Genomic DNA, 19,985 nt, shown 5'->3' on the forward strand with positions numbered 1-19,985 from the left:
GAGTAGTTTTACAGGCAAAGCCGAAACGGATGATAACCACCTACTGAAGTAGGTGGTTTAGGGCTGAAAATAAAAAACCACCGAATTCGGTGGTTTTTGTTTTTCGAGATATAAGATAAGAGGTCTATGGGTATAACCCTTTACCAAACATATTAAATATACGTGCCACGCCTTGAGTAAAGATCATCGGCTCAGTCAATACGGTTAAACACAAGCAGTCTTCTCCGGCCTTAGTGTAAGGGCTGTGCTTCACTGATGCGTCTCTAATCATCAAATCGCCCTCTTCATATTGGCCATCCTCGTCACTAAATCCGCCATGCAGGATCAATGTAGACTCCAGGCCTTTGTGCGTATGTTGAGGAATTTGCACATCTTCCCCGATGTACATTAAGCTGACACGAGCGTCTTCCCCTAGGTCAATCTGAGCACTGAAAACCTTGCCTCCGTAACTTCTCCATGACCCTACGAGGTCAGAGAAACGCGCTAGAGTTTTAGGAAGAGCGAAACTTTTTCCTGCCACATTAACAGCAGCAGAGTCGCGGATCACGATATTATCAGTCGCTGGCTCCGCATTGATGATGTCATTAAACATGTCGTCAAATTCAGAAACATACTCAGAAGGTATGTCACTTACGATGTTCGCTTGACTTGCTTCGACTTGGTTCACATAAGCTCGGCACTTGGTGCATGTTTCTAAATGGGTTGCGACCACAAGACCAGAAACTGCATCAATGCTTCCCGAAGCGTATGCTTCTAACAAGCTGTTATCTGGGTGTTTGTTCATAGTTGCTCCGTATGCATTGAATGCCTTAGCTTTTCTACTGCAAGCCTCAGCCTGGATTTTACAGTACCGAGGGGTATATCAAATAATTCCGCGACCTGTTGATGAGGTAGCTCTTCAAGATATACCGCTTGTAAAACATCTCTCTGGTTTTTCGGTAATATATCTAAAAACTTAACCACCTGTTCTTTCAACATATCTTGCTCTGGTGAATAGTGATCAACAAGATCAGGTGGATAATACTCTGACGGCCAAATGTCATCAGAATGAATGTGTAATTCCTTACCTTTCTGTTTTCTCAGCAAATCAAAACAAAGGTTTCGGATTATGGTATATATCCAAGTCGATAACGCGCTCTTTTCACCATCGTAGAGGTGCGCTTTCTGCCAAACTGTCGCCATGGTCTCTTGCACCATCTCCATAGCAACTTGCTCATTACCAACATGTTTGTAAGCGAATTGCTTCAGCTTGGGTGCGTAAAAACGGAATACAAAAGCGAACGCATCTTTGTCTCGATCCTTCACTTTATCCATGTAATCGTTCCAATCACTGCGCCCCAGTTTTTTCGGGCTATCACTCATCATAATCAGCCTTAATTTGTGGGAGGAGTCTCCTCCTCCCATTCGTCCTAATCGGTCACGTCATCGACCAACAAGTTGAAACCACCGTTGTTCCCATCATCAATGGCAACGACTTGGTACACAACACCGTTCATTACATTGACTGGTGCTGAGTCAACCGCAACAATACTTGGGTTACCAGCCACTGTTACCGTTACATAATATGTACCTTCAGCGACATATAATCCTTGTACGCTATTTTTATACGCAAAATTAGCGATGGTTGGATCACTTCCATCTATTCCTGCACTCGTAGTGAGGTAAATATCCACCATTTCCGCTATAGGATTAGCCGCCGCGTGTGTCACATTCAGCGTCGCGCTAGTTGCCACTGCACGTCTCATGTCTTCAACAACCAGAGGTTCGATATCAATCGCTGGGCTAACAACACCGACTGCGTAAACACTGTAATCCATTCCACCTGCAACCATTAACCCGTCAACATCTATGATCGGATTGGTTGTTGTGCCATCCACGTAAACGTCAATATCGTAAGCGCCAGCAGCAAGATCCAAATAACCACGAATCTCTTTGAACGCTAAGTCGGCAAGAGGAGCGAAGGCCGCCCCGTTAACGTTAACATCGACGACTGGCGCTCCATCGACAAGGTGTCCGACTCTTACTTCAGCTTGGCTGCCCATATCTTCAATTATAGAAGAGCCCGAACCGTCCAACACCAAGAGTTTGACAGGTGACGTGCTATTCGAGTCTCCTGTGCCGATAGCGGCAATCGTCAAGTTGGAATTAGCCGCAAGAGGTACTGTACCGGAGTCAAAAGCAACGCTGTCTCCTACGGCAAGTCGAACTTGATACTCACCAGCTGGGATGTTCAATACGTCGGTAGAAGCTTTGTAAGCAAGGTTAGTTATTGGAGTCGCGCTAGCAAGAGCAACACCTGGCTCAGTGACATAAAGATCAACAGCAGGAACGCCTGAAGCTGCATGAACAACTTGAACATCTAGACTATTGGCATCAGCCATTGAATCGGCGCTGCGAGTCACAACTAAAGGCTCAACTGGGTTTGGCGAACCATCGGCATCGCCAACAACGAACACGTTATAATTGAGGTCGGAATCAAGATCTAGTTCTGTTTTAGGTATTACGGTCGCGGTTTCATTACCTGGGAGCTGAACATCGACCTGAATCGAATTCATCCCCTCTCGCAATTTAACGTAGCCAGATCCCACACCATAATCAACATTCGTTAATGATGGTTTATCGTTGATCCACACATTTGCAAGCGGCGCATCAGAAGAAGCGTGCACTGCTTGTAAATTGGAATACTCGATAGTGTCACTGTCGGAGCCACACGCCGCCAGTCCTAATGTCGCAACAATAGTTAGCGCAGCTTTATTAAATCCTTTCATATCCTTGCCTCTTTGTTAGTCGGGGCTTCTATGGCTTCTGTCAGAAATTGCAACGCCGGAATACAGTCCTCTGCGCCGACTAGCTGTTCGAACAGATTGCAGTCTAGGGGTAGTAACTCAAGCCAACGCTGAGTAACCCAAGCAGAGTCATCGTAAAAACGATGCTGGTAGAGGCTTCCAAGTTGAGGAAACTCTTCATAAACATGGGATAACTGCTGGCTTAAAAAGAAGAAATCTGGTGAGTTGTCTAGATGTTGCCAATTGTCTAACCATTCAACCTCTGCATGACGTAAGCCATCCGCATCTGCACGGACGCGTTTGACAACAAAGCGTTGCTCACCAGCAACTGTAATACCAAGAAGGCCATCACTGAGTGTTTCAAAATCAACGATCCTGACCAAAGTTCCGATAGATGAAACGTTACCCACGTCTTTAGGGTCACCTTCACTTCCTACTAGGCAAACTCCAAAGCCCACATTTTGTAGGCTGCATTCCTTTACCATTCGCTTATATCGTGGCTCAAAAATGCGCAGATTCATTTTACCTTCAGGGAGTACAACTGAAGTGAGTGGGAATAACATGACTTCTTTCATTCAAACGTCCTCTTTGATTCACGGATACATACGAATCCCTTATCACTCCGATCACTAACGATTTATGTTGGTTAATCGACTGGCTTAAAAAGTCATAAAATCGCTTACGCAAACGATCCAAATCACACATTTATTGCAATCAAATGCAACAAACAAAAAGTTCCGTAAATAAAGATAATTTCGTGATGCAACTCACTAAAAACGTTTCATTTTGCACCCTTTATCACTTTCATTTGGGATTTTTATCGCTATTATTCCCGCCAATTGGAAAGCGCAGCACAGATTGCGTGTTCTGAATCATTACAAACATAGAGAGTCCCCTTATGCGTAAATCACTTTTAGCTCTTAGCCTTCTAGCGGCTACTTCAGCTCCAGTTATGGCGGCAGATTACTCTGACGGCGATATTCACAAAAACGATTACAAGTGGATGCAATTTAACCTAATGGGTGCATTTGACGAACTTCCAGGTGAGTCTTCACACGACTACCTAGAAATGGAATTCGGCGGCCGCTCTGGTATCTTCGACCTTTACGGCTACGTTGATGTATTCAACCTAACTTCTGATCCAGGTAGCGACAAAGCTGGCGCAGAGAAGATCTTTATGAAATTCGCTCCACGTATGTCTCTAGATGCGGTAACTGGTAAAGACCTATCTTTCGGTCCAGTTCAAGAGCTATACGTTGCAACTCTAATCGAGTGGGGTGGTAACTCTGGTGTTAACTCTCAAAAAATCGGTCTAGGTTCTGACGTAATGGTTCCTTGGTTTGGTAAAGTTGGTGTTAACCTATACGGCACTTACGACGGCAACAAAAAGGATTGGAACGGTTTCCAAATCTCGACTAACTGGTTCAAACCATTCTACTTCTTCGAGAACGGTTCATTCATTTCTTACCAAGGCTACATCGATTACCAATTCGGTATGGATGATGCTGCTGGTAACAAGTTTGGTTCAACCGCGTCAAACGGTGGTGCAATGTTCAACGGTATCTACTGGCACTCAGACCGCTTCGCAGTGGGTTACGGTCTAAAAGGTTACAAAGACGTGTACGGTATCAAAGATACTGATGGGTTCAAGTCAACTGGCTTTGGCCACTACCTTGCTGTAACTTACAAGTTCTAATTGAACCACTAAGTTTGCTCAAAAATGGCGCCTTTCTGCGCCATTTTTATTTGCTTTCCTTTTTTCCCTCATTATCCTTGCAGCAAACCTTTTTAATGAGAGCGTTTGGTGAATATCCTTATCCTCGGTCCAGGTGCGGTGGGCTCACTCTGGGCAACAAAATTTAAGCTTGCCGGGCACAATGTTTCATTGTGGGGAAGAAGTTCTGAAAGCCAACAATCACTTCAGTTGGATGACACACCCGCAATCGTATTCAGTAATCAAGATATTTCCTCCGTAAATAAAGCAGATCTCATTTTGATCACGGTAAAAGCTTGGCAAATGGAAGACGCCATTCAGCCTTTACTGCCTCATATCAACGCAGACACGATTATCATGCTGATGCACAATGGTATGGGTACCGCCTCTGGCGTGGAGAAGGCTCTGCCAAACAATCCTATCGTGCTCGCCACAACGACGCACGGCGCATACAAACCAGATAACCAACACGTACTGCATACCGGTCACGGAACAACGCAAGTGGGTGGTTATAATGACAAAGGAATGCAGTGCGCTTTTCTGCAAGATGTTATGCATCATGCCCTTCCAGAGGCCATTTGGAATCCACACATCCAATCTGCGTTATGGACTAAGTTAGCGATCAACTGCGCGATTAACCCACTGACTGCGATTCACCAGTGTAAGAATGGTGAGCTTGCGCAGCCCGAGTTTAAGATACAACTCGAAAGCATCACTCAAGAACTGGTTGAAGTAATGAGTAAAGAAGGTATTGCCATCGAGTTTCGCTCTCTTTTCGATACGGTAATGCAAGTGGTGAACGCCACAGCTGAGAACTATTCTTCAATGAGACAAGACGTATTCCATCAGCGTCGAACGGAAATTGATTTTATAACCGGACACTTGTTAAAGGCTGCCGAGAAACATCGCATCAATACGCCTGAGAATTTAAAACTTTACCAACGCATCAAACAAATAGAACAAAGCTGGACAGAACAATGAGTAAGAAAATCTTAGTGCCAATCGCTCCGGGCACCGAAGAAATGGAAGCCGTCACCGTTATCGACATGATGGTTCGCGCGGGTTATGACGTTACAGTAGCGAGTGCTGCTTTTGATGGCTCATTGACGATGAAAGCTTCTCGCGGAGTCACACTAACTGCCGATTGTAAGCTAGTCGATATCGCTGATGATGAGTTTGACGCCATAGCGCTTTCTGGTGGTGTTGGTGGTGCAGAAATTTTTCGTGATAGCACGGTGATGATAGAAATCCTTAAGCAGCACATCTACGAGGGAAAATTGGTCGCTGCTATCTGCGCAGCACCGGCGTTGGTATTGCAACACCATGATCTTTTCCCACAATCACTGATGACCTGTCACCCGAGCTTTCAGTCACATATCCCGGAAGAGAAGTGGCGCAGCAAACGCGTGACCTTTGATATCAACCACAACCTGATCACCAGTCAAGGTCCGGGTACAGCTTTAGAGTTCGCGATGGAAGTAATCATTCAACTCTCAGGTAAAAAACACGCATGGTCAGTTGCTGAACCAATGATCCCTCTGCCTACTCTGCACTACCACAAGCTTGGTGAAGAATAATGTTTGACGTAAATGCTGTACGCGAGCAATTTCCTGCTCTAAACCAATCCGTCAACGATACGCCCTTAGTGTATCTAGATAGCGCAGCGACAACGCAAAAACCGCAATGTGTGATTAATGTCATCAGTCATTACTACAGTGCGCAAAATGCCAATGTTCACCGTGGCAGCCATAGTTTAACGGCTAATGCCACCAGCCAATTTGAAGCGGCACGAGAACGAGTGGCAAGCTTTATTGGTGCAAACAGCTCTAAAGAGATCATTTGGACACGGGGCGCAACCGAAGCACTGAACTTAATTGCTCAAACCTACGCCCGTAGCACGTTACAACCAGGTGATGAGATCTTGATTAGCGAGATGGAGCACCACGCCAACATCGTGCCCTGGCAAATCGTGGCAGAGCAAACGGGTGCTAAAGTCATTAAAGTTCCGATGACATCAGATTGCCAGTTCGACATCAGTGCATTTGAGGCGCTTCTGTCTGACCGCTGTAAACTTGTTGCTTGCACACAAATAACCAACGTAACAGGCACACGCCAACCTATCGAAAAAATCACTGAACTGGCGCACAACGTTGGCGCGGTTGTTGTAGTTGATGGCGCGCAAGGCATCGTACATGAGCAACTTGATTTATCGACATCAGATATCGATTTCTACGTTTTCTCAGGTCACAAACTTTATGCACCAGCAGGCATTGGGGTTTTATACGGCAAGCTTGAACTTTTGGAAGCCATGCCACCATGGCACGGCGGCGGTAAAATGGTTGAACGCGTTTCTTTCGAAAAAACGACGTTTTCTGCACTTCCTGGAAAATTTGAAGCGGGCACACCAAACGTTGCGGGCGCGATTGCTCTAGCGAAAGCCATTGAGTGGTACCAAGGTTTTGACCATCACGAAGTAGAGACTCATCTCCATGCGCTTCAGGATAAGGCCTACCAAGCACTAAGCGCTTTGGATGACATTCATATTCTAGGCTATCAACCGAATGCCTCTGTACTGACGTTCGTCATGGACGGCGTTCATCACCAAGATATTGCGACGCTGCTCGATCAACAAGGCATTGCGGTACGAGCAGGACACCACTGCGCTCACCCATTGATGGATGCGCTAAATGTGAAAGGCACGGTACGCGTCTCTTTTGGTATTTATAACACGACGAACGATGTGGAAAGACTCATCGCCGCCGTAGAAAAAGCCGTCGACATGCTATAACGCCAACGGTTTGATTTGGAGTAACCAACAAGGTTACTCCATCTGCCTATCCAGAGTCGCCACGCAATTTCTGCCATTTCTTTTCGCAGCATAAAGCGCTTTATCTGCATGCGCATACAAACGTTTGGTGGTTTCATTTCTGCCTATTTCCACCACGCCTACACTCACCGTGACCGGAATTTCAATCTTTTCAAATTCGAACTGACAATTTTGAATGTGGGAACGTACTTCCTCTCCTACCTCTTTCGCCGCCGACAGAGAAGTTTCTGGCAAAATAATCGCAAACTCCTCCCCTCCGACTCTTGCAAAAATTTCGTCTTTGACGAGTAAGTGAGAAACCAAATCAGCTAACGTCTCTAAGACATAATCCCCCGCATCATGACCACGTTTATCATTGATGACTTTAAAAAAATCCAAATCAAATAATAACAACGCGGAGTGATAATCCGGAGCTTGGGATTTAATAACTTCTTCTGTGAGCTTTTCGAAAAAGACACGTCGGTTGTAGATGTTGGTAAGAGCATCAATTTGGCTTTGATGGCGAAGAAGGGTTTCAACTCGGTGGCGATTGGAGATGTTGCGTGTAAGAATAAGGACAACGCGACGACCTCGGTATTTTATAGCGAGTGGGCAGATCTTGCCTTCGTAGTATAGGTCGCCTCTTGGCCCACTGTTAGCATCTATTCCCTGAATGCTGTCGGCGCACATCTTGTACTCGACCGTCACAATACTGTCTTGTTTCAGTGATCGATTGATCTGCTCGATAAACCAGTCAGCTTTATCTTTCTCGAGTACGCTGTGCAGCGTCTCACCTATCAAATTACTTCCATCGTGATAGGCTTTTTTATCTGTTCCTCCAAAAACATCAATATAGATACCATCTTCACTCAGAATAAAAGTGGGGTCTGGCATTCCGGATAATACGTCTTGCGCATGTTCCAAGGTGAATTGCATATAGGGAGGTTCCTAGCGTTTGTACCTAAATATCCCAATCGCCTCCAAATGCGTGTCAGCATTGGGGAACAGGAGCGAATGAGGCATATGTCTACTATCTAATATAGACAAATTTTAAATACAATTGAGTTTATAAAAACCAAGTGGGCAATATAATGAACCAGGATCAATAGAATGGTTAATTAACGCTAAAATAGTCGACCATTTGCATACTTTTTATCCATATGCAAAAAATATCTTAACTCAGATACAAAAAAGCGCCAAACAGCTAGGTTATTCGGCGTTTTTAAGAATTGGGAAAATGACTCGTTACACGGCGGTTTGCTTAATCTGCTCTACAATAGCTTTCAAGCCATTACCACGTGACGGGCTTAAATGGGAGACAAGCCCCAGTTGATCAAAATAAGCATCAATATCAAATGCTTGAATTTGATCGGCCGTTTTTCCGTCATAAGCCGCCATCACCAAGGCAATCAATCCACGGACGATACGCGCATCGGAGTCCGCACAAAAATGCCAAACGCCATCTTGCTCTTGGCTCACTAACCACACCAAGCTTTCACAACCCGAAACGGTAACTTGTTCTGATTTCAGCTCTTCTGGCATTTGTGGCAGCTTTTTACCCCACTGAATAACCTGACGGTAGCGATCTTCCCAGCCTTGAAATTGCTGCATAGTCGCTACAATGTCTTCGCTGGTGATATCTGTACCAAATGGAGAAACGGGAAAATCTGTCATGATGCGCTCTTCTTCTAGTTTACTTCTTATATTTTGAAATCAACTTCTCAACGATTCGCGATACCGCGACAAAGCCAAACGTTGCAGTTACAACAGTCGCCGCACCAAAACCGCTAGCACAATCCATACGTTTTGGGCCTTCCGCTGTCGACTTCACACCACACACTGAACCGTCTGCTTGAGGGTACTTCAGCTGCTCGGTTGAAAACACGCAATCAATACCAAACTTACGAGCCGGATTCTTAGGGAAGTTATGATGACGACGCAAGGTGTCTTTGATTTTCTTCGCTAGAGGATCTTGGATCGTTTTCGTTAAATCAGCGACCATGATCTGCGTTGGGTCAACCTGACCACCAGCGCCCCCCGTAGTGATCACTTTGATCTTGTTGCTGCGGCAATACGCCAACAAAGACGCCTTCGCTTTTACGCTGTCAATCGCATCTAGCACGTAATCAAACTCTTTGCTTAAGTACTCATGTTGATTGTCTGGCGTGATGAAATCATCAATCAGATTGACTTTACACTCTGGGTTGATCAATTTGACACGCTCGGCCATCACTTCAATTTTGCTTTGGCCAACGGTGCCCGTCATCGCATGAATTTGGCGGTTAATATTCGTGACACAAACATCGTCCATATCAATCAGAGTCAACTCACCGATCCCCGTACGAGCCAGCGCTTCCACCGCCCATGAACCTACGCCACCAATACCAATCACACAAACGTGTGCAGCGCGAAGAATGTCTACTTCACTGTTGCCATAAAGACGACGAGTGCCGCCAAAGCGTTGATTGTAGCTGTCAGATGCTGGGGTATCGAGTTCACGCATATTGAAGTCCAGATGATCGATAGAAAAACAAAGAGTGCGATTTATACGCACTCTTTGATGAAATGTCTAGATAAGAGAGTGTTCCTCTTTCTTGGGTCGCTATTGTAGCTTTTCTGGCGGCAAAGCCCAAGGCGCTTGAGTTGGTGAGTTTTCCAGCCCAAGTTTCCAAACTCGACCAAAATGCTTGTAGTGCCCTGCTTCCGTTCCTGCTCTCGCACCAATGCCATGATACAGATCCAAATGGTTCTGTTTTACCGCACCACCAGTGTCTAAAACGATCAGCATTCGCAGTTGATGAGCACCGCTCCACGTACCATCCGCATTCAGCAATGGTACTTCCGCCAAGATTGGTGTGCCCATTGGTAAGATAGAACGGTCACCCGCGACCGCGGCCATTGGCAACAAAGGAATACCAGCCGACCCCGTTACTGGCGCTTCCGCTTTTGGCGCAAAGAAGACGTAAGAAGGGTTTTGCTCCAACAACTCGCGTACTGTTGCGTCGTCGTTGTCCATTACCCACTCTTTAATCGCTTTGAGAGACATTTTTTCACGCGGCACTTCACCACGTTCAATCAAAATGCGGCCAATGCTGACGTAAGCTTTGTTGTTTTTACCCGCGTACGCAAAGTACTCCAACGTATCATCATCTTCAAAATGCACATAGCCACTGCCCTGCACTTCCATCATAAATGGGTCGATACGATTAGGCGCGTAACCTAGCACCAAACCTTGGCCATCTAATGCCCCGTTGTAGATCTCCGCGCGAGTCGGACAATCTGATGAGCAGTTTGGCTTGCCATAAACTGGGTACTTAAAAATGTCGTTTGGTGTATGACGCAGCTCCATCACGGGAGAAAAGTATCCGGTAAACAGCACATTACCTTTTTTATCACCACCACCCAATTGCGCGGCTTGAATGCCAAACGCACTCAACGCACTGGTGTCTCCGCTCTGTTGCGCCCACTCACTCAATCGTTGATATAGCGGTTGGTATATCTTCGCCATGGATGGTGACTTTATCACCACTTGCTCAGCTTGCTTGTTAAATTCAGTAAAATCGCGTGGTTTGTTAGACTCAACCACATCCACTTGATTGAGGATCTGAGGAAACTCACCATCAAGATATTGCTGAGCACGATCATTTTGTTGAGCACAGCCAAAGAGTAGGCTCAAAGAGATAATAGGAAGGAGTTTTTTTAACACGTGTCTTTTCCGTAAAAGAGAATAGCAAAAGGATGGCAAACAAATGCATACGGTGCAATTGAAAAGCAACGACAAAATGTTTCAACGCTAAGCCAATCCGTTTACTCGTTGTGAATTCATTCAGTTAATACAACATGATAGCAGCGGAAGAATTACGGAATTGTCCGGATTATGTTTGAAAGTAAGATTTACTGATTGAGAGATGAAATTGTGATCATCCATGTGACTCACAGACGAAAAAGCTGTCAGCTTAAGAGACAATAATAAAAACGACTATCTTACCTCAATCCTTGCACGCCCCTCTAAACGGAATACAGGTAGATAATGTGCATTAGCATCCAGCTTCATTTCTGCATGCTGCTTACCCACAAAATTGAAGTGCCGCTCATTTGAACCCACTCGATACGAAAACGAATCCCCATCGAATTCAAAACTGGTCGCCACTGTAGAACCATTTACGGTAACACCGCGCTCACTCAACACAAATTCTTCACGAGCATAAGGCGCAACATCTTGCTCAACCCAGCGACCATAAATTATCGATTTGGGAATGGGCGGATTAATGGTTCGAGTAATCAAATCACTATACAGCATGCACACGACAACGGTTCCAACTATCGCTATAAGCATGAGAGAACGCTCTAGCCACTTACGAAGCATTGATTTAGATGACGTTTTTGACAGATTTGAAGCAGTGATCGCAGCATTCTTATTAACAGCAGAAGACATGAGGTTCACGTATTGAGGAAAGACGCACCCATTGTAACCTTCCCTTTTAACGGGACCAAGAACCTACCTCAATATGTTTGTGCTTTATTCCAAAATTTCATCTTGCCACCAAATGAATAAAAAGGCATTATTTTAACATAATTAAACAAAGGAATGGCTGTAGTGAAAATTCGTAGTACTGCTCTCGTAAAAGGATTCCGTCAATCAACACCTTATGTCAATGCTCACCGCGGAAAAACCATGGTGATCATGCTGGGCGGAGAAGCCGTCGCACACAAAAATTTTGGCAACATTATTAATGATATCGCCCTCATGCACAGCCTCGGAATCAAAGTCGTGGTGGTGTATGGTGCACGTCCTCAAATTAATCAGCTGCTAGAAAAACAAGACCTCACTACGCCTTACCACAAAAATATCCGCATTACGGATGAATCGGCTTTATCTGTTGTTATGCAAGCTGCCGGACAACTTCAGCTTGCGATTACTGCGCGCCTATCAATGAGCCTCAACAATACTCCGATGGCAGGTACCCAGCTCAATGTCGTTAGCGGAAACTACATCATTGCCCAACCACTCGGCGTTGATGATGGTGTGGACTATTGCCATAGTGGACGTATTCGCCGCATTGACACCGACGCGATTAATCGCACGCTCGACCAAGGCTCTATTGTGCTACTTGGCCCCATTGCGAGCTCTGTGACTGGCGAGTGCTTCAATTTATTATCGGAAGAAGTCGCCACCCAACTAGCGATAAAGCTGGGTGCGGATAAGCTGATTGGTTTTTGCTCCGAACAAGGTGTCATTGATGACAACGGCAATGCTGTCGCCGAGTTACTGCCAATTGAAGCGGAGCATGTCATCAAAACACTCTCTGAAAATACGTCTCCTGACCTAGATTACAACACTGGGACACTGCGCTTTCTTAAAGGCTCTATTGCCGCTTGCCGTGCCGGAGTACCTCGTAGCCACTTGATCAGTTATAAAGTAGATGGCGCCTTAATTCAGGAGTTGTTCTCTTTCGACGGTATCGGTACCCAAGTTGTTATGGCGAGTGCTGAACAAGTGAGGCAAGCTAATATTGACGATATTGGCGGTATCTTAGACCTCATTCGCCCTTTAGAAGAACAAGGTGTACTCGTTAGGCGCTCTCGAGAGCAGCTAGAGCAAGAGATTGGAAAATTTACCATCATCGAAAAAGACGGCTTGATTATTGGCTGTGCTGCCCTTTATCCATACCCAGAAGAGCGCAAAGCTGAGATGGCTTGCGTAGCGATTCACCCTGACTATCGTGATGGAAACCGAGGTTTGTTACTGCTCAACTACATGAAACATCGTTCTAAATCCGAAACCATTGATCAGATTTTTGTCCTCACGACACATAGTTTGCATTGGTTTAGAGAGCAAGGTTTTTACGAAGTCAGTGTCGACTATTTGCCTGGAGCCAAACAAGGGTTATATAACTTCCAGCGTAAGTCAAAAATCTTAGCGTTAGATTTATAGCTTAACCTTAAATCAGGGAGCGAAACTTAACGTTCCGCTATACCAAAACCTCAAGGTGCGGGATTCAGTTCATTAACGCTCAACCCTGCACATCGAGCTTGTTTAGGAACGATTTTGTTTAGGAGTAAGGCCACACATAAACCCTACTCCGGACTAGCGGGTCATCATGTAAACCCAACTTAGAAATGCGCAAACCATTGCTTGATTTTTGTTCCAATTTTATCTTTTAAATATACATTTGGTTGGCTATACTCTGCTCGCTAGTGATTGGTTTTTAACCAATACGAATGGATCTAGGTGATGTAATGTAGCCTTCACCCTAAAATACTGGGCAATTGAAAAACTAGTTAGCTCCGTATTGCACACCAAGGACAGTTGTTAATCTGACTTTAAATAAGCCGAGACGAGCACTGTTATGAGAACAATCATTTGTAATTCGCTTCAAAGCTTCTGGGATATGGCTGACAATCAGTTTTTAGAAGGCCTAGACGTCCACTGTGTTTTCCCCGTAAATGACGCTATCCGAGATTTTATTCTTGCTTATCAACAGCAATACAAAATACGCAGCGTGTCTTTTACCAATGCGTTTGCAAAACATGCATAAAAGAAGACCGAGCCATAAGCTCGGTCTTCTTGTTTTAGTTAGTAAGCCGCTGTACTAACCCACTCGCGCGAGTCGTTTTCACCTTAATGCCTCGCTTCAGAACATTGAGTTCGGCGTAAAGAGCTAAACGCTTTTTCGCGCGGGTAATGCCTGTGTAAATCAACTCACGGGTTAATATCGGGCTAAAGTCTGGTGGCAAAATCATCAGGGTGTAATCAAATTCACTGCCTTGCGATTTATGGATGGTCATGGCATAAGCCGTTTCATGTTCAGGTACTCGGCTCGGTAAGACCGATTTCACACTGCCGTCAGGTAACTCAAAAAAGACTTTCAAACGCGGTTCTTCTTCAGTGTCATCTCGCATGCAAATACCAATATCACCGTTATACAAACCTAAACCGTGATCATTACGCGTAACCATGACGGGTCTGCCGTGATACCAAATTTCATCCTGAACTTGAATGAACTTGCGCGCTGCGAGCGCTTTCTCGATACGTTGGTTTAGCCCAGCCACACCGAAGTCACCTTCACGGATCGCGCACAGCAACCGGCATTGGTTGAAGGTATCTAACACCGCTTTGGCTTTGTGCGTTAGCGACTCTGGCTTTCCGGTTTTAGGATCAGTTTCCTGTTGTCCAATGCGTTTGAGGTAACGACCGTATTCCTGCACCAACGTCTGCATCATTTGGTTGTAATGTTGACTACTTAGCGCGAAATGTTCGATGTCAGAAAAGTCACGCGCCCAGACGTTATCTACGCTCGCAGCAGAACCTGAGTTAACCGCTTTTGCCAACTGACCAATGCCTGAGCGAGCGTCAAATCGGTAGCTCTTTTGCAGCATACATAAACTATCAGCAATGCTAGATGCACTGTTACCCGTATGCGCTAAAGTATCGAAACCCGTCAGTTTTGCGATGGCTGACGCCTGCTCTTTGCCATAACCCAATGCATGGAACGAACAGATATCACCCAACACTGCCCCAGCTTCAACTGAGGCAAGTTGGTCTTTATCACCTAACAAAATCAGCCGCGCATGTTTCGGTAAGGCATCGACCACTTTGTACATCATCGGTAAATCGACCATCGACGCTTCGTCGATAACCAAAATATCCAAATGCAGTGGATTTTGTTTGTTGTGACGAAATTCTGCGCTATTAGGAATCGCGCCCAGCAATCGATGCAAGGTGCTCGATTCAGTCGGAATTTTGGCTTTTAGCTCTGGAGAAACTGGCAGTTCTTGCACTGCTTTACCAATGGACTCGGTTAATCGCGCCGCCGCTTTCCCCGTCGGGGCCACCAACTTGATGGTTAGATTTTTCTCGTGTGTCGCCTGTTCAATCAAAGCAGCAAGCAATTTGGTTACCGTCGTCGTTTTACCCGTACCTGGGCCACCAGAAATCACAGCAAATCGACGAGTTAACGCAACCGCCGCCGCGACTTTTTGCCAGTTCACACAAGCTGAGAGTGGCACAAGTTCATTCAGTGTTTGCAAGTCCTGAACCTTGCGCGCATTGCTAAGCACTGCATCAATGGCGTGCCAATCCAACGATTCGCTTGCGACCACATCAAGGTGATCACATACCAATTGCTGGCGCAACACTTGGTTGCTGCTTCCCGCTTCTACTGCTTTGCCTAACGCGTTAAACAGAAAATGGTATTGGCGTGCAAACAAATGGTTGAGCAACTCCGATAATCGCACAAACTCTTGTGGTTGCAAGTTAACTGCGGCGCCCAACTGATTGAGCTTTTCCGCCAGTGTCACTTCATAATGCCAATAGCGGTGCAGATACAGACGCTCGCCATCGAACATCAGCGGCAAGGCTTCTCCTTGCGCGCCGACCAAGTTGGAATTTTGTAATACTTGAATCCAGTCTATGCCTTGCAACTGTGTATTGAGCGCCAATGCCGACTCACCAAACAGCCCTAGCTTACTGGCTAAATCCGTAGATTGCCCTTGTGCATCGAACAGAGACAGACAGATATGTCCTTTGCCGAGCTCACTACTGACAACACCCGCGATAAACGCCAATGCTTGACTGTCCGACTGTTCATCATGCGTTTGAGAATCAATAAAACAGGCGAATTGGTAGTCGAGCTGACGAATAGCACCTTTGTGCGCCAAGCGTTCCAACACTACCAATAGGCTATCTTGGTCAGAATGAAGATTGTGATTTGTCGTCATTAAAGTAGCTCCATCTGCCCGGCTTGAGTTGAGCGCGTTTCGAGTGCTTGACCATCAATCAAACGATCCATCTCTTGTAAGAACTCGAAAGTTGGTTTCGCGGCAAAAATGCCGTGGTCACTCTGCCCATCCATGCCGCGCAAGAACAAGTAATACACGCCACCGAAGTGCTGCTCATATTGATAATTCGCCAATCGGCTGCGTAGGAAACGATGCAGTGCTAACGCATAAATCTGGTACTGCAAATCGTAGCGGTGATCCGCCATCGCCGATTTCAGAGCCTCACCATGGTAGCTCGTCACATCGTCGCCAAGATGATTCGATTTCCAGTCAAGCACGTAGTATTTACCTTGATGTTCAAACACCAAGTCGATAAAACCTTTGAGCATGCCTTGCACGGTTTGGAAACCTAAATCCCCCGCTTTCGCCGACAACGGATCGTGACGTTGAATGACTCGGTTTAACGCCGGTGCAGACAAAACTTCAATCGGCAGCAAAAACTCCATCTCCACCAAACGTTGCGACGGTGCTTTTTGATTCAGCAGCAAAGACTTACCATCCAACGGCGTTGCGAGTACGGTATCAATCAATTGCTGTAAAATGGGCAACCACTCTTCATCGAGCTGTTCGCTTTCCATCAAGCCAAGGATGATTTGTGTATTCTCTTCCGTCGTGGCTGGCTGAGTAAATTCAATTTCCTCAAACAGGCTGTGCAGGAACGTACCCGGACGCGCACCACGAGGGAAGGTAAAAATCGAACGCTCTGGCTCCACCAAATCCGCTTCGTCTTGTTCTTCAGATGAGTCGATATCGAAACCTGTAATCTCAATCGTGGCATCATGCTCGGCGTGATGAGAGCCTTGCTTGACCAAGCCAGAGTAACTGGTGATGCGCCAGTTTCTGTCGATAGGGTTTTGCAGTTCTTTCGCACTAAGATCGTGTACTTCTTCTTGTGGCGCTACGTACTTCTCTTCGAGTTTCTGCGGCGGATCGGCCACGACGACACAATCAAGCTCGTCTTGTTGCTTTGTTAAACCTTGGTGCAAATCGTTAATGCCACCTTCTTGACCATTCTGAATCAAATAGCCAATCGCACTGCGGTGTACGCCAGTTGGCTCTTTGGTCGAACGACCATTGCGCAAAGGCGAGGCTCCAATAAAACACGCATACACAGCACGCGTTAGTGCCACGTATATCAAGCGTAAGTCTTCCGCCAAACGCTCTTTATCCGCTTGCTTCATGGACGCATCGTTGCCAGTGATATCCAGTACCGTGCGGTCATTGGCTGCATCGTAATATTTGGCTTCGCTGGCTTCTCGATAGCTGAACACAAACGGCAGAAATACGAGGTCATACTCCAAGCCTTTTGATTTGTGAATAGTCACGATCTGTACTAAGTTACGTTCCGATTCTAAACGTTGGATTTGGTCATCACTGCCGCCCAAACCGTTTTCCGCATCACTGATAGACTGAGCGAGCCAACGCAGCAGACCGTGGTCGCTATCCAGTTCATTACTGGCTTGTTGAAGCAGTTCACCGATGTGCATTAAATCGGTAAGTACTCGCTCACCATTCTCACCCTGTGAACTCGCGCCTTCTTCTAGTAATCGCTCGGCAATATGGCGTTTGCTGATCACCGCGCGCAACATCGGCAGCACACCACGTTGAACCCAAAGTTTGCGATATTCTTTGAATTCGTTTACGGCGTTTTCCCACACAATTTCATCGTTATTAAGTGCATCCAAACTTGCTGCGTCGAGGGCAAACAGCTCAGAAGCAAGACTTGCACGCAGCGCACGGTCATTTTCTGGAGTCAGCACCGCTTGCAGCAAACGCTGTAAATCCTGCGCCACCGAACTGGTAAACACACTGTCTCGGTTAGACAGGTACACGCTGGCAATGCCTTGGTCTGCCAGCGCTTGTTTGACCATTCGACCTTCACTACCTGTTCGAACCAACACCGCGATATTGCCCGCTTGAACCGCTTTCTGTTTTTCGCCATTCACCAGACACGCTTGCCCCTGTTGAGCCTGCGTCAAAATAGTTTGGATTTGGCTTGCGGTCGCCTCCGCCATCCGAGTCAAATACTCGCCTTTTGGTAGCGGTTTATCGTCCGCTTCTTGCAACCAATAAGTCAGCGCGGGTTGCTTTTGGCCACCCATAGTCCAAATGCGTTTTTCGGCATTGGGACTGTACTTAACGGGTAAGAACGGGATGTCCGAATCATAGATAAATGGACTGTCTGGCAAAGCAAATACTTGGTTTACCGCCTGCACCATATCTGCGCTAGAACGCCAGTTGGTTCCTAACGTGTAGTGGGCACTTACTTGGTTACGCGCTTTGATGTAAGTGAAAATGTCTGCGCCACGAAAGCCATAAATCGCCTGCTTGGGGTCACCGATCATAAACAAACCACATTCCGGATTGTTCAGATAAATACGGCTGAAAATACTGTATTGAAGCGGGTCGGTATCTTGGAACTCGTCAATCATTGCGACAGGGTACAAAGTACGAATACGCGCCGCTAAAAGCTCGCTTTCATCCGTATCGATAGAAGCAGAAAGTTGCGTCAGCAAATCATCGAAAGAGAGCCACTGTTTTTGATTTTTCGCGTTGGTCAGCATCACTCGACAATGTTCAATTGCATGAGCAAGCAGTGGCGCTTTTAAGCTGATTGGGTTGGCAAGAAATGTTTCAATGGCTTCAAATACCGCATGCTGCGGCGCACTGCCTTTCGGTGTTTTTTCCAACAAGACGTTTTGCGCGAATTTCTCCAACTTGTCTGGATAATCGTAACCTGTAGTTTCCGTTGCTGCCCAAGCATTCACCGCTTCCAACCATGTCGGCAGAGACTTTTTGGTGTAGCTGCGTTTGTTAATATCTGAATCTGAAATCAGCGTTAAGAAGTCATCTTGGCTTTCTCGCCACTGTGCTTTTAACTCATCAATTTTTTTCAAATTTTCAGTATGAAGATCAGCCAAACTGCCTTTCATTGCAGGAACAGAAAGGCTTAACGGCGCACCAGTTAAGTAATTGCTGATGTCAGACAACAACGCAGATGGAGAGCCCCATAGCTGGCGAATTTCTCCAGCCAAGGTAAATGGCAACGGGTAGAAATTTCGGCGCCAGTAATCGGCTACAACTTGCGCTTTTAGGTGACTTTCATCGGTCACAAACTCGTTATTAAATCGGCTGCCAGATTCAAACGCATTTTGCGTTAGCATACGTTGGCAAAAACCGTGAATGGTGTAGACCGCCGCCTCGTCCATCTGACGCTCTGCCTGCAATAAAATTTCTGCGGCTTGCTTGTGATCGTCAAACTCATTAAGCAAAGGTTGGATCACCGGATCGGAACTCTGTCCACGCGCAAACGCGATTCGCGCATCATGGATTCTTGCCCTGATACGATCGCGTAATTCCGCAGTTGCCGCTTCGGTAAAGGTTACGACCAGAATTTGGTCGACCGTAAGCGGTACGCGATGTCGAGTTTCCGCGCTACCATGACCAAGCAAAAGACGCAGATATAAACCTGCAATAGTGAAGGTTTTACCTGTACCTGCTGATGCCTCGATTAACCTCGCACCGTGCAGAGGGAACGTCATCGGTTCTAGTGGCGTTGGTTGAGGCTGCTCTGTGCGGTCTAACGTATGTAGAGGACACTCTGCACCTGACATTTGATCCATAACGCTGAATCTCTCCGGATTATTTACTAGGACGTATCACCTAATAAATGTGATCTATAGTTAAAAATTCTATTAATATGTTTAACAAGTTGGATAATTTAGAGCTTTGTGAGATCTTTCTCACGGTTATCCATAAGACGTACCGTTAGTATGCGCCCCACGAGATGAGCCAAACCTTTTTGGCGGCACAACTCAAATGAATTAAACAAAAGTATCATGGTCCCTCTGACCTTGTGGCCGTACAGCGAACGCCCTACAAAAAATAATGATTTTCT

17 protein-coding genes are annotated in these 19,985 nt (G+C 46.0%); 6 read left to right on the plus strand and 11 right to left on the minus strand.

Going from position 1 to position 19,985, the window contains the following annotated elements; translation table 11 throughout:
* Nucleotides 1-124: 124 nt before the first annotated feature.
* From R7Q09_RS19185 to R7Q09_RS19200, 4 genes are read right to left on the minus strand one after another with little or no spacing between them, the layout of a single operon-like run.
* Nucleotides 125-784 carry a ChrR family anti-sigma-E factor gene (locus tag R7Q09_RS19185; RefSeq protein ID WP_005380256.1) on the minus strand — a complete coding sequence of 220 codons (660 nt, stop codon included), beginning with the start codon at nucleotides 782-784 and terminating at the stop codon, nucleotides 125-127.
* Nucleotides 781-1,365: an RNA polymerase sigma factor gene (locus tag R7Q09_RS19190; RefSeq protein ID WP_017636022.1), complete on the minus strand. Its 585-nt coding sequence runs from the start codon at nucleotides 1,363-1,365 to the stop codon at nucleotides 781-783. Before R7Q09_RS19190 ends, R7Q09_RS19185 begins: the two co-directional genes overlap by 4 nt.
* Before the next feature lie 44 nt (nucleotides 1,366-1,409).
* Nucleotides 1,410-2,768, minus strand: a complete 1,359-nt coding sequence (locus tag R7Q09_RS19195; protein WP_262647450.1) for a DUF4397 domain-containing protein — start codon at nucleotides 2,766-2,768, stop codon at nucleotides 1,410-1,412.
* Nucleotides 2,765-3,361: an LON peptidase substrate-binding domain-containing protein gene (locus tag R7Q09_RS19200; RefSeq protein ID WP_017636020.1), complete on the minus strand. Its 597-nt coding sequence runs from the start codon at nucleotides 3,359-3,361 to the stop codon at nucleotides 2,765-2,767. The genes R7Q09_RS19195 and R7Q09_RS19200 overlap by 4 nt, the downstream gene beginning before the upstream one ends.
* 323 nt (nucleotides 3,362-3,684) lie before the next feature.
* Between R7Q09_RS19200 and R7Q09_RS19205 the strand changes: the two genes are divergently transcribed.
* The 4 genes from R7Q09_RS19205 to csdA all read left to right on the plus strand — a co-directional run bounded on the left by R7Q09_RS19205 (nucleotide 3,685) and on the right by csdA (nucleotide 7,288).
* Nucleotides 3,685-4,482, plus strand: coding sequence for an outer membrane protein OmpK (locus R7Q09_RS19205; protein ID WP_005380251.1), 798 nt, complete (start codon nucleotides 3,685-3,687; stop codon nucleotides 4,480-4,482).
* Nucleotides 4,483-4,590: 108 nt separating this feature from the next.
* The gene (panE, locus tag R7Q09_RS19210) at nucleotides 4,591-5,481 is read left to right on the plus strand and encodes a 2-dehydropantoate 2-reductase (protein WP_053349833.1); all 891 of its coding nucleotides are present in this window, start codon (nucleotides 4,591-4,593) and stop codon (nucleotides 5,479-5,481) included.
* On the plus strand, nucleotides 5,478-6,077 hold the full coding sequence (locus R7Q09_RS19215; protein WP_006742560.1) for a DJ-1 family glyoxalase III: 600 nt from the start codon (nucleotides 5,478-5,480) through the stop codon (nucleotides 6,075-6,077). The genes panE and R7Q09_RS19215 overlap by 4 nt, the downstream gene beginning before the upstream one ends.
* Nucleotides 6,077-7,288: a cysteine desulfurase CsdA gene (csdA, locus tag R7Q09_RS19220; RefSeq protein ID WP_062730471.1), complete on the plus strand. Its 1,212-nt coding sequence runs from the start codon at nucleotides 6,077-6,079 to the stop codon at nucleotides 7,286-7,288. The genes R7Q09_RS19215 and csdA overlap by 1 nt, the downstream gene beginning before the upstream one ends.
* A gap of 33 nt (nucleotides 7,289-7,321) precedes the next feature.
* On the opposite strand, the gene R7Q09_RS19225 is transcribed toward csdA, so the two are convergent.
* The 5 genes from R7Q09_RS19225 to R7Q09_RS19245 all read right to left on the minus strand — a co-directional run bounded on the left by R7Q09_RS19225 (nucleotide 7,322) and on the right by R7Q09_RS19245 (nucleotide 11,741).
* The gene (locus tag R7Q09_RS19225; protein ID WP_053304085.1) at nucleotides 7,322-8,242 is read right to left on the minus strand and encodes a GGDEF domain-containing protein; all 921 of its coding nucleotides are present in this window, start codon (nucleotides 8,240-8,242) and stop codon (nucleotides 7,322-7,324) included.
* 309 nt (nucleotides 8,243-8,551) lie between these two features.
* Nucleotides 8,552-8,980 (minus strand): cysteine desulfurase sulfur acceptor subunit CsdE, encoded by a 429-nt coding sequence (gene csdE / locus R7Q09_RS19230; RefSeq protein ID WP_017636016.1) that lies wholly within the window; start codon nucleotides 8,978-8,980, stop codon nucleotides 8,552-8,554.
* 19 nt (nucleotides 8,981-8,999) lie between these two features.
* Nucleotides 9,000-9,809: a tRNA cyclic N6-threonylcarbamoyladenosine(37) synthase TcdA gene (tcdA, locus tag R7Q09_RS19235; RefSeq protein ID WP_005380241.1), complete on the minus strand. Its 810-nt coding sequence runs from the start codon at nucleotides 9,807-9,809 to the stop codon at nucleotides 9,000-9,002.
* A gap of 99 nt (nucleotides 9,810-9,908) precedes the next feature.
* Complete coding sequence (gene mltA, locus R7Q09_RS19240) at nucleotides 9,909-11,012, minus strand: murein transglycosylase A (RefSeq protein WP_005391723.1); 1,104 nt, start codon at nucleotides 11,010-11,012, stop codon at nucleotides 9,909-9,911.
* Nucleotides 11,013-11,285: 273 nt separating this feature from the next.
* Nucleotides 11,286-11,741, minus strand: coding sequence for a DUF2850 domain-containing protein (locus R7Q09_RS19245; protein WP_213869640.1), 456 nt, complete (start codon nucleotides 11,739-11,741; stop codon nucleotides 11,286-11,288).
* Between the two features lie 162 nt (nucleotides 11,742-11,903).
* On the opposite strand from R7Q09_RS19245, the gene argA reads away from it, so the two are divergent.
* Both argA and R7Q09_RS19255 read left to right on the plus strand, forming a co-directional pair.
* A complete protein-coding gene (gene argA, locus R7Q09_RS19250; RefSeq protein ID WP_012841478.1) occupies nucleotides 11,904-13,241 on the plus strand; it encodes an amino-acid N-acetyltransferase in 1,338 nt (445 codons plus the stop codon).
* Nucleotides 13,242-13,656: 415 nt separating this feature from the next.
* Nucleotides 13,657-13,845, plus strand: a complete 189-nt coding sequence (locus R7Q09_RS19255; protein ID WP_005380230.1) for a hypothetical protein — start codon at nucleotides 13,657-13,659, stop codon at nucleotides 13,843-13,845.
* Between the two features lie 34 nt (nucleotides 13,846-13,879).
* Here R7Q09_RS19255 and recD read toward each other — a convergent pair whose 3' ends face one another.
* Both recD and recB read right to left on the minus strand, forming a co-directional pair.
* Entirely contained in the window at nucleotides 13,880-16,027 is a 2,148-nt protein-coding gene (recD, locus tag R7Q09_RS19260; protein WP_318071085.1) for an exodeoxyribonuclease V subunit alpha, read from the minus strand.
* On the minus strand, nucleotides 16,027-19,701 hold the full coding sequence (gene recB, locus R7Q09_RS19265) for an exodeoxyribonuclease V subunit beta (RefSeq protein ID WP_318071098.1): 3,675 nt from the start codon (nucleotides 19,699-19,701) through the stop codon (nucleotides 16,027-16,029). Before recB ends, recD begins: the two co-directional genes overlap by 1 nt.
* Nucleotides 19,702-19,985: the final 284 nt, after the last annotated feature.

This window comes from Vibrio sp. 2130-1, from assembly GCF_033339515.1.

What these genes read in the sequence shown, in the direction of transcription:
- R7Q09_RS19205 (WP_005380251.1), top strand. Translation starts at nt 3,685, where the DNA reads ATGCGTAAATCACTTTTAGCTCTTAGCCTTCTAGCGGCTACTTCAGCT.
- R7Q09_RS19195 (WP_262647450.1), bottom strand. Translation starts at nt 2,768, where the DNA reads ATGAAAGGATTTAATAAAGCTGCGCTAACTATTGTTGCGACATTAGGA.
- R7Q09_RS19245 (WP_213869640.1), bottom strand. Translation starts at nt 11,741, where the DNA reads ATGTCTTCTGCTGTTAATAAGAATGCTGCGATCACTGCTTCAAATCTG.
- R7Q09_RS19200 (WP_017636020.1), bottom strand. Translation starts at nt 3,361, where the DNA reads ATGAAAGAAGTCATGTTATTCCCACTCACTTCAGTTGTACTCCCTGAA.
- csdA (WP_062730471.1), top strand. Translation starts at nt 6,077, where the DNA reads ATGTTTGACGTAAATGCTGTACGCGAGCAATTTCCTGCTCTAAACCAA.
- R7Q09_RS19185 (WP_005380256.1), bottom strand. Translation starts at nt 784, where the DNA reads ATGAACAAACACCCAGATAACAGCTTGTTAGAAGCATACGCTTCGGGA.
- csdE (WP_017636016.1), bottom strand. Translation starts at nt 8,980, where the DNA reads ATGACAGATTTTCCCGTTTCTCCATTTGGTACAGATATCACCAGCGAA.
- R7Q09_RS19255 (WP_005380230.1), top strand. Translation starts at nt 13,657, where the DNA reads ATGAGAACAATCATTTGTAATTCGCTTCAAAGCTTCTGGGATATGGCT.
- recD (WP_318071085.1), bottom strand. Translation starts at nt 16,027, where the DNA reads ATGACGACAAATCACAATCTTCATTCTGACCAAGATAGCCTATTGGTA.
- R7Q09_RS19190 (WP_017636022.1), bottom strand. Translation starts at nt 1,365, where the DNA reads ATGATGAGTGATAGCCCGAAAAAACTGGGGCGCAGTGATTGGAACGAT.
- R7Q09_RS19215 (WP_006742560.1), top strand. Translation starts at nt 5,478, where the DNA reads ATGAGTAAGAAAATCTTAGTGCCAATCGCTCCGGGCACCGAAGAAATG.
- R7Q09_RS19225 (WP_053304085.1), bottom strand. Translation starts at nt 8,242, where the DNA reads ATGCAATTCACCTTGGAACATGCGCAAGACGTATTATCCGGAATGCCA.
- tcdA (WP_005380241.1), bottom strand. Translation starts at nt 9,809, where the DNA reads ATGCGTGAACTCGATACCCCAGCATCTGACAGCTACAATCAACGCTTT.
- recB (WP_318071098.1), bottom strand. Translation starts at nt 19,701, where the DNA reads ATGTCAGGTGCAGAGTGTCCTCTACATACGTTAGACCGCACAGAGCAG.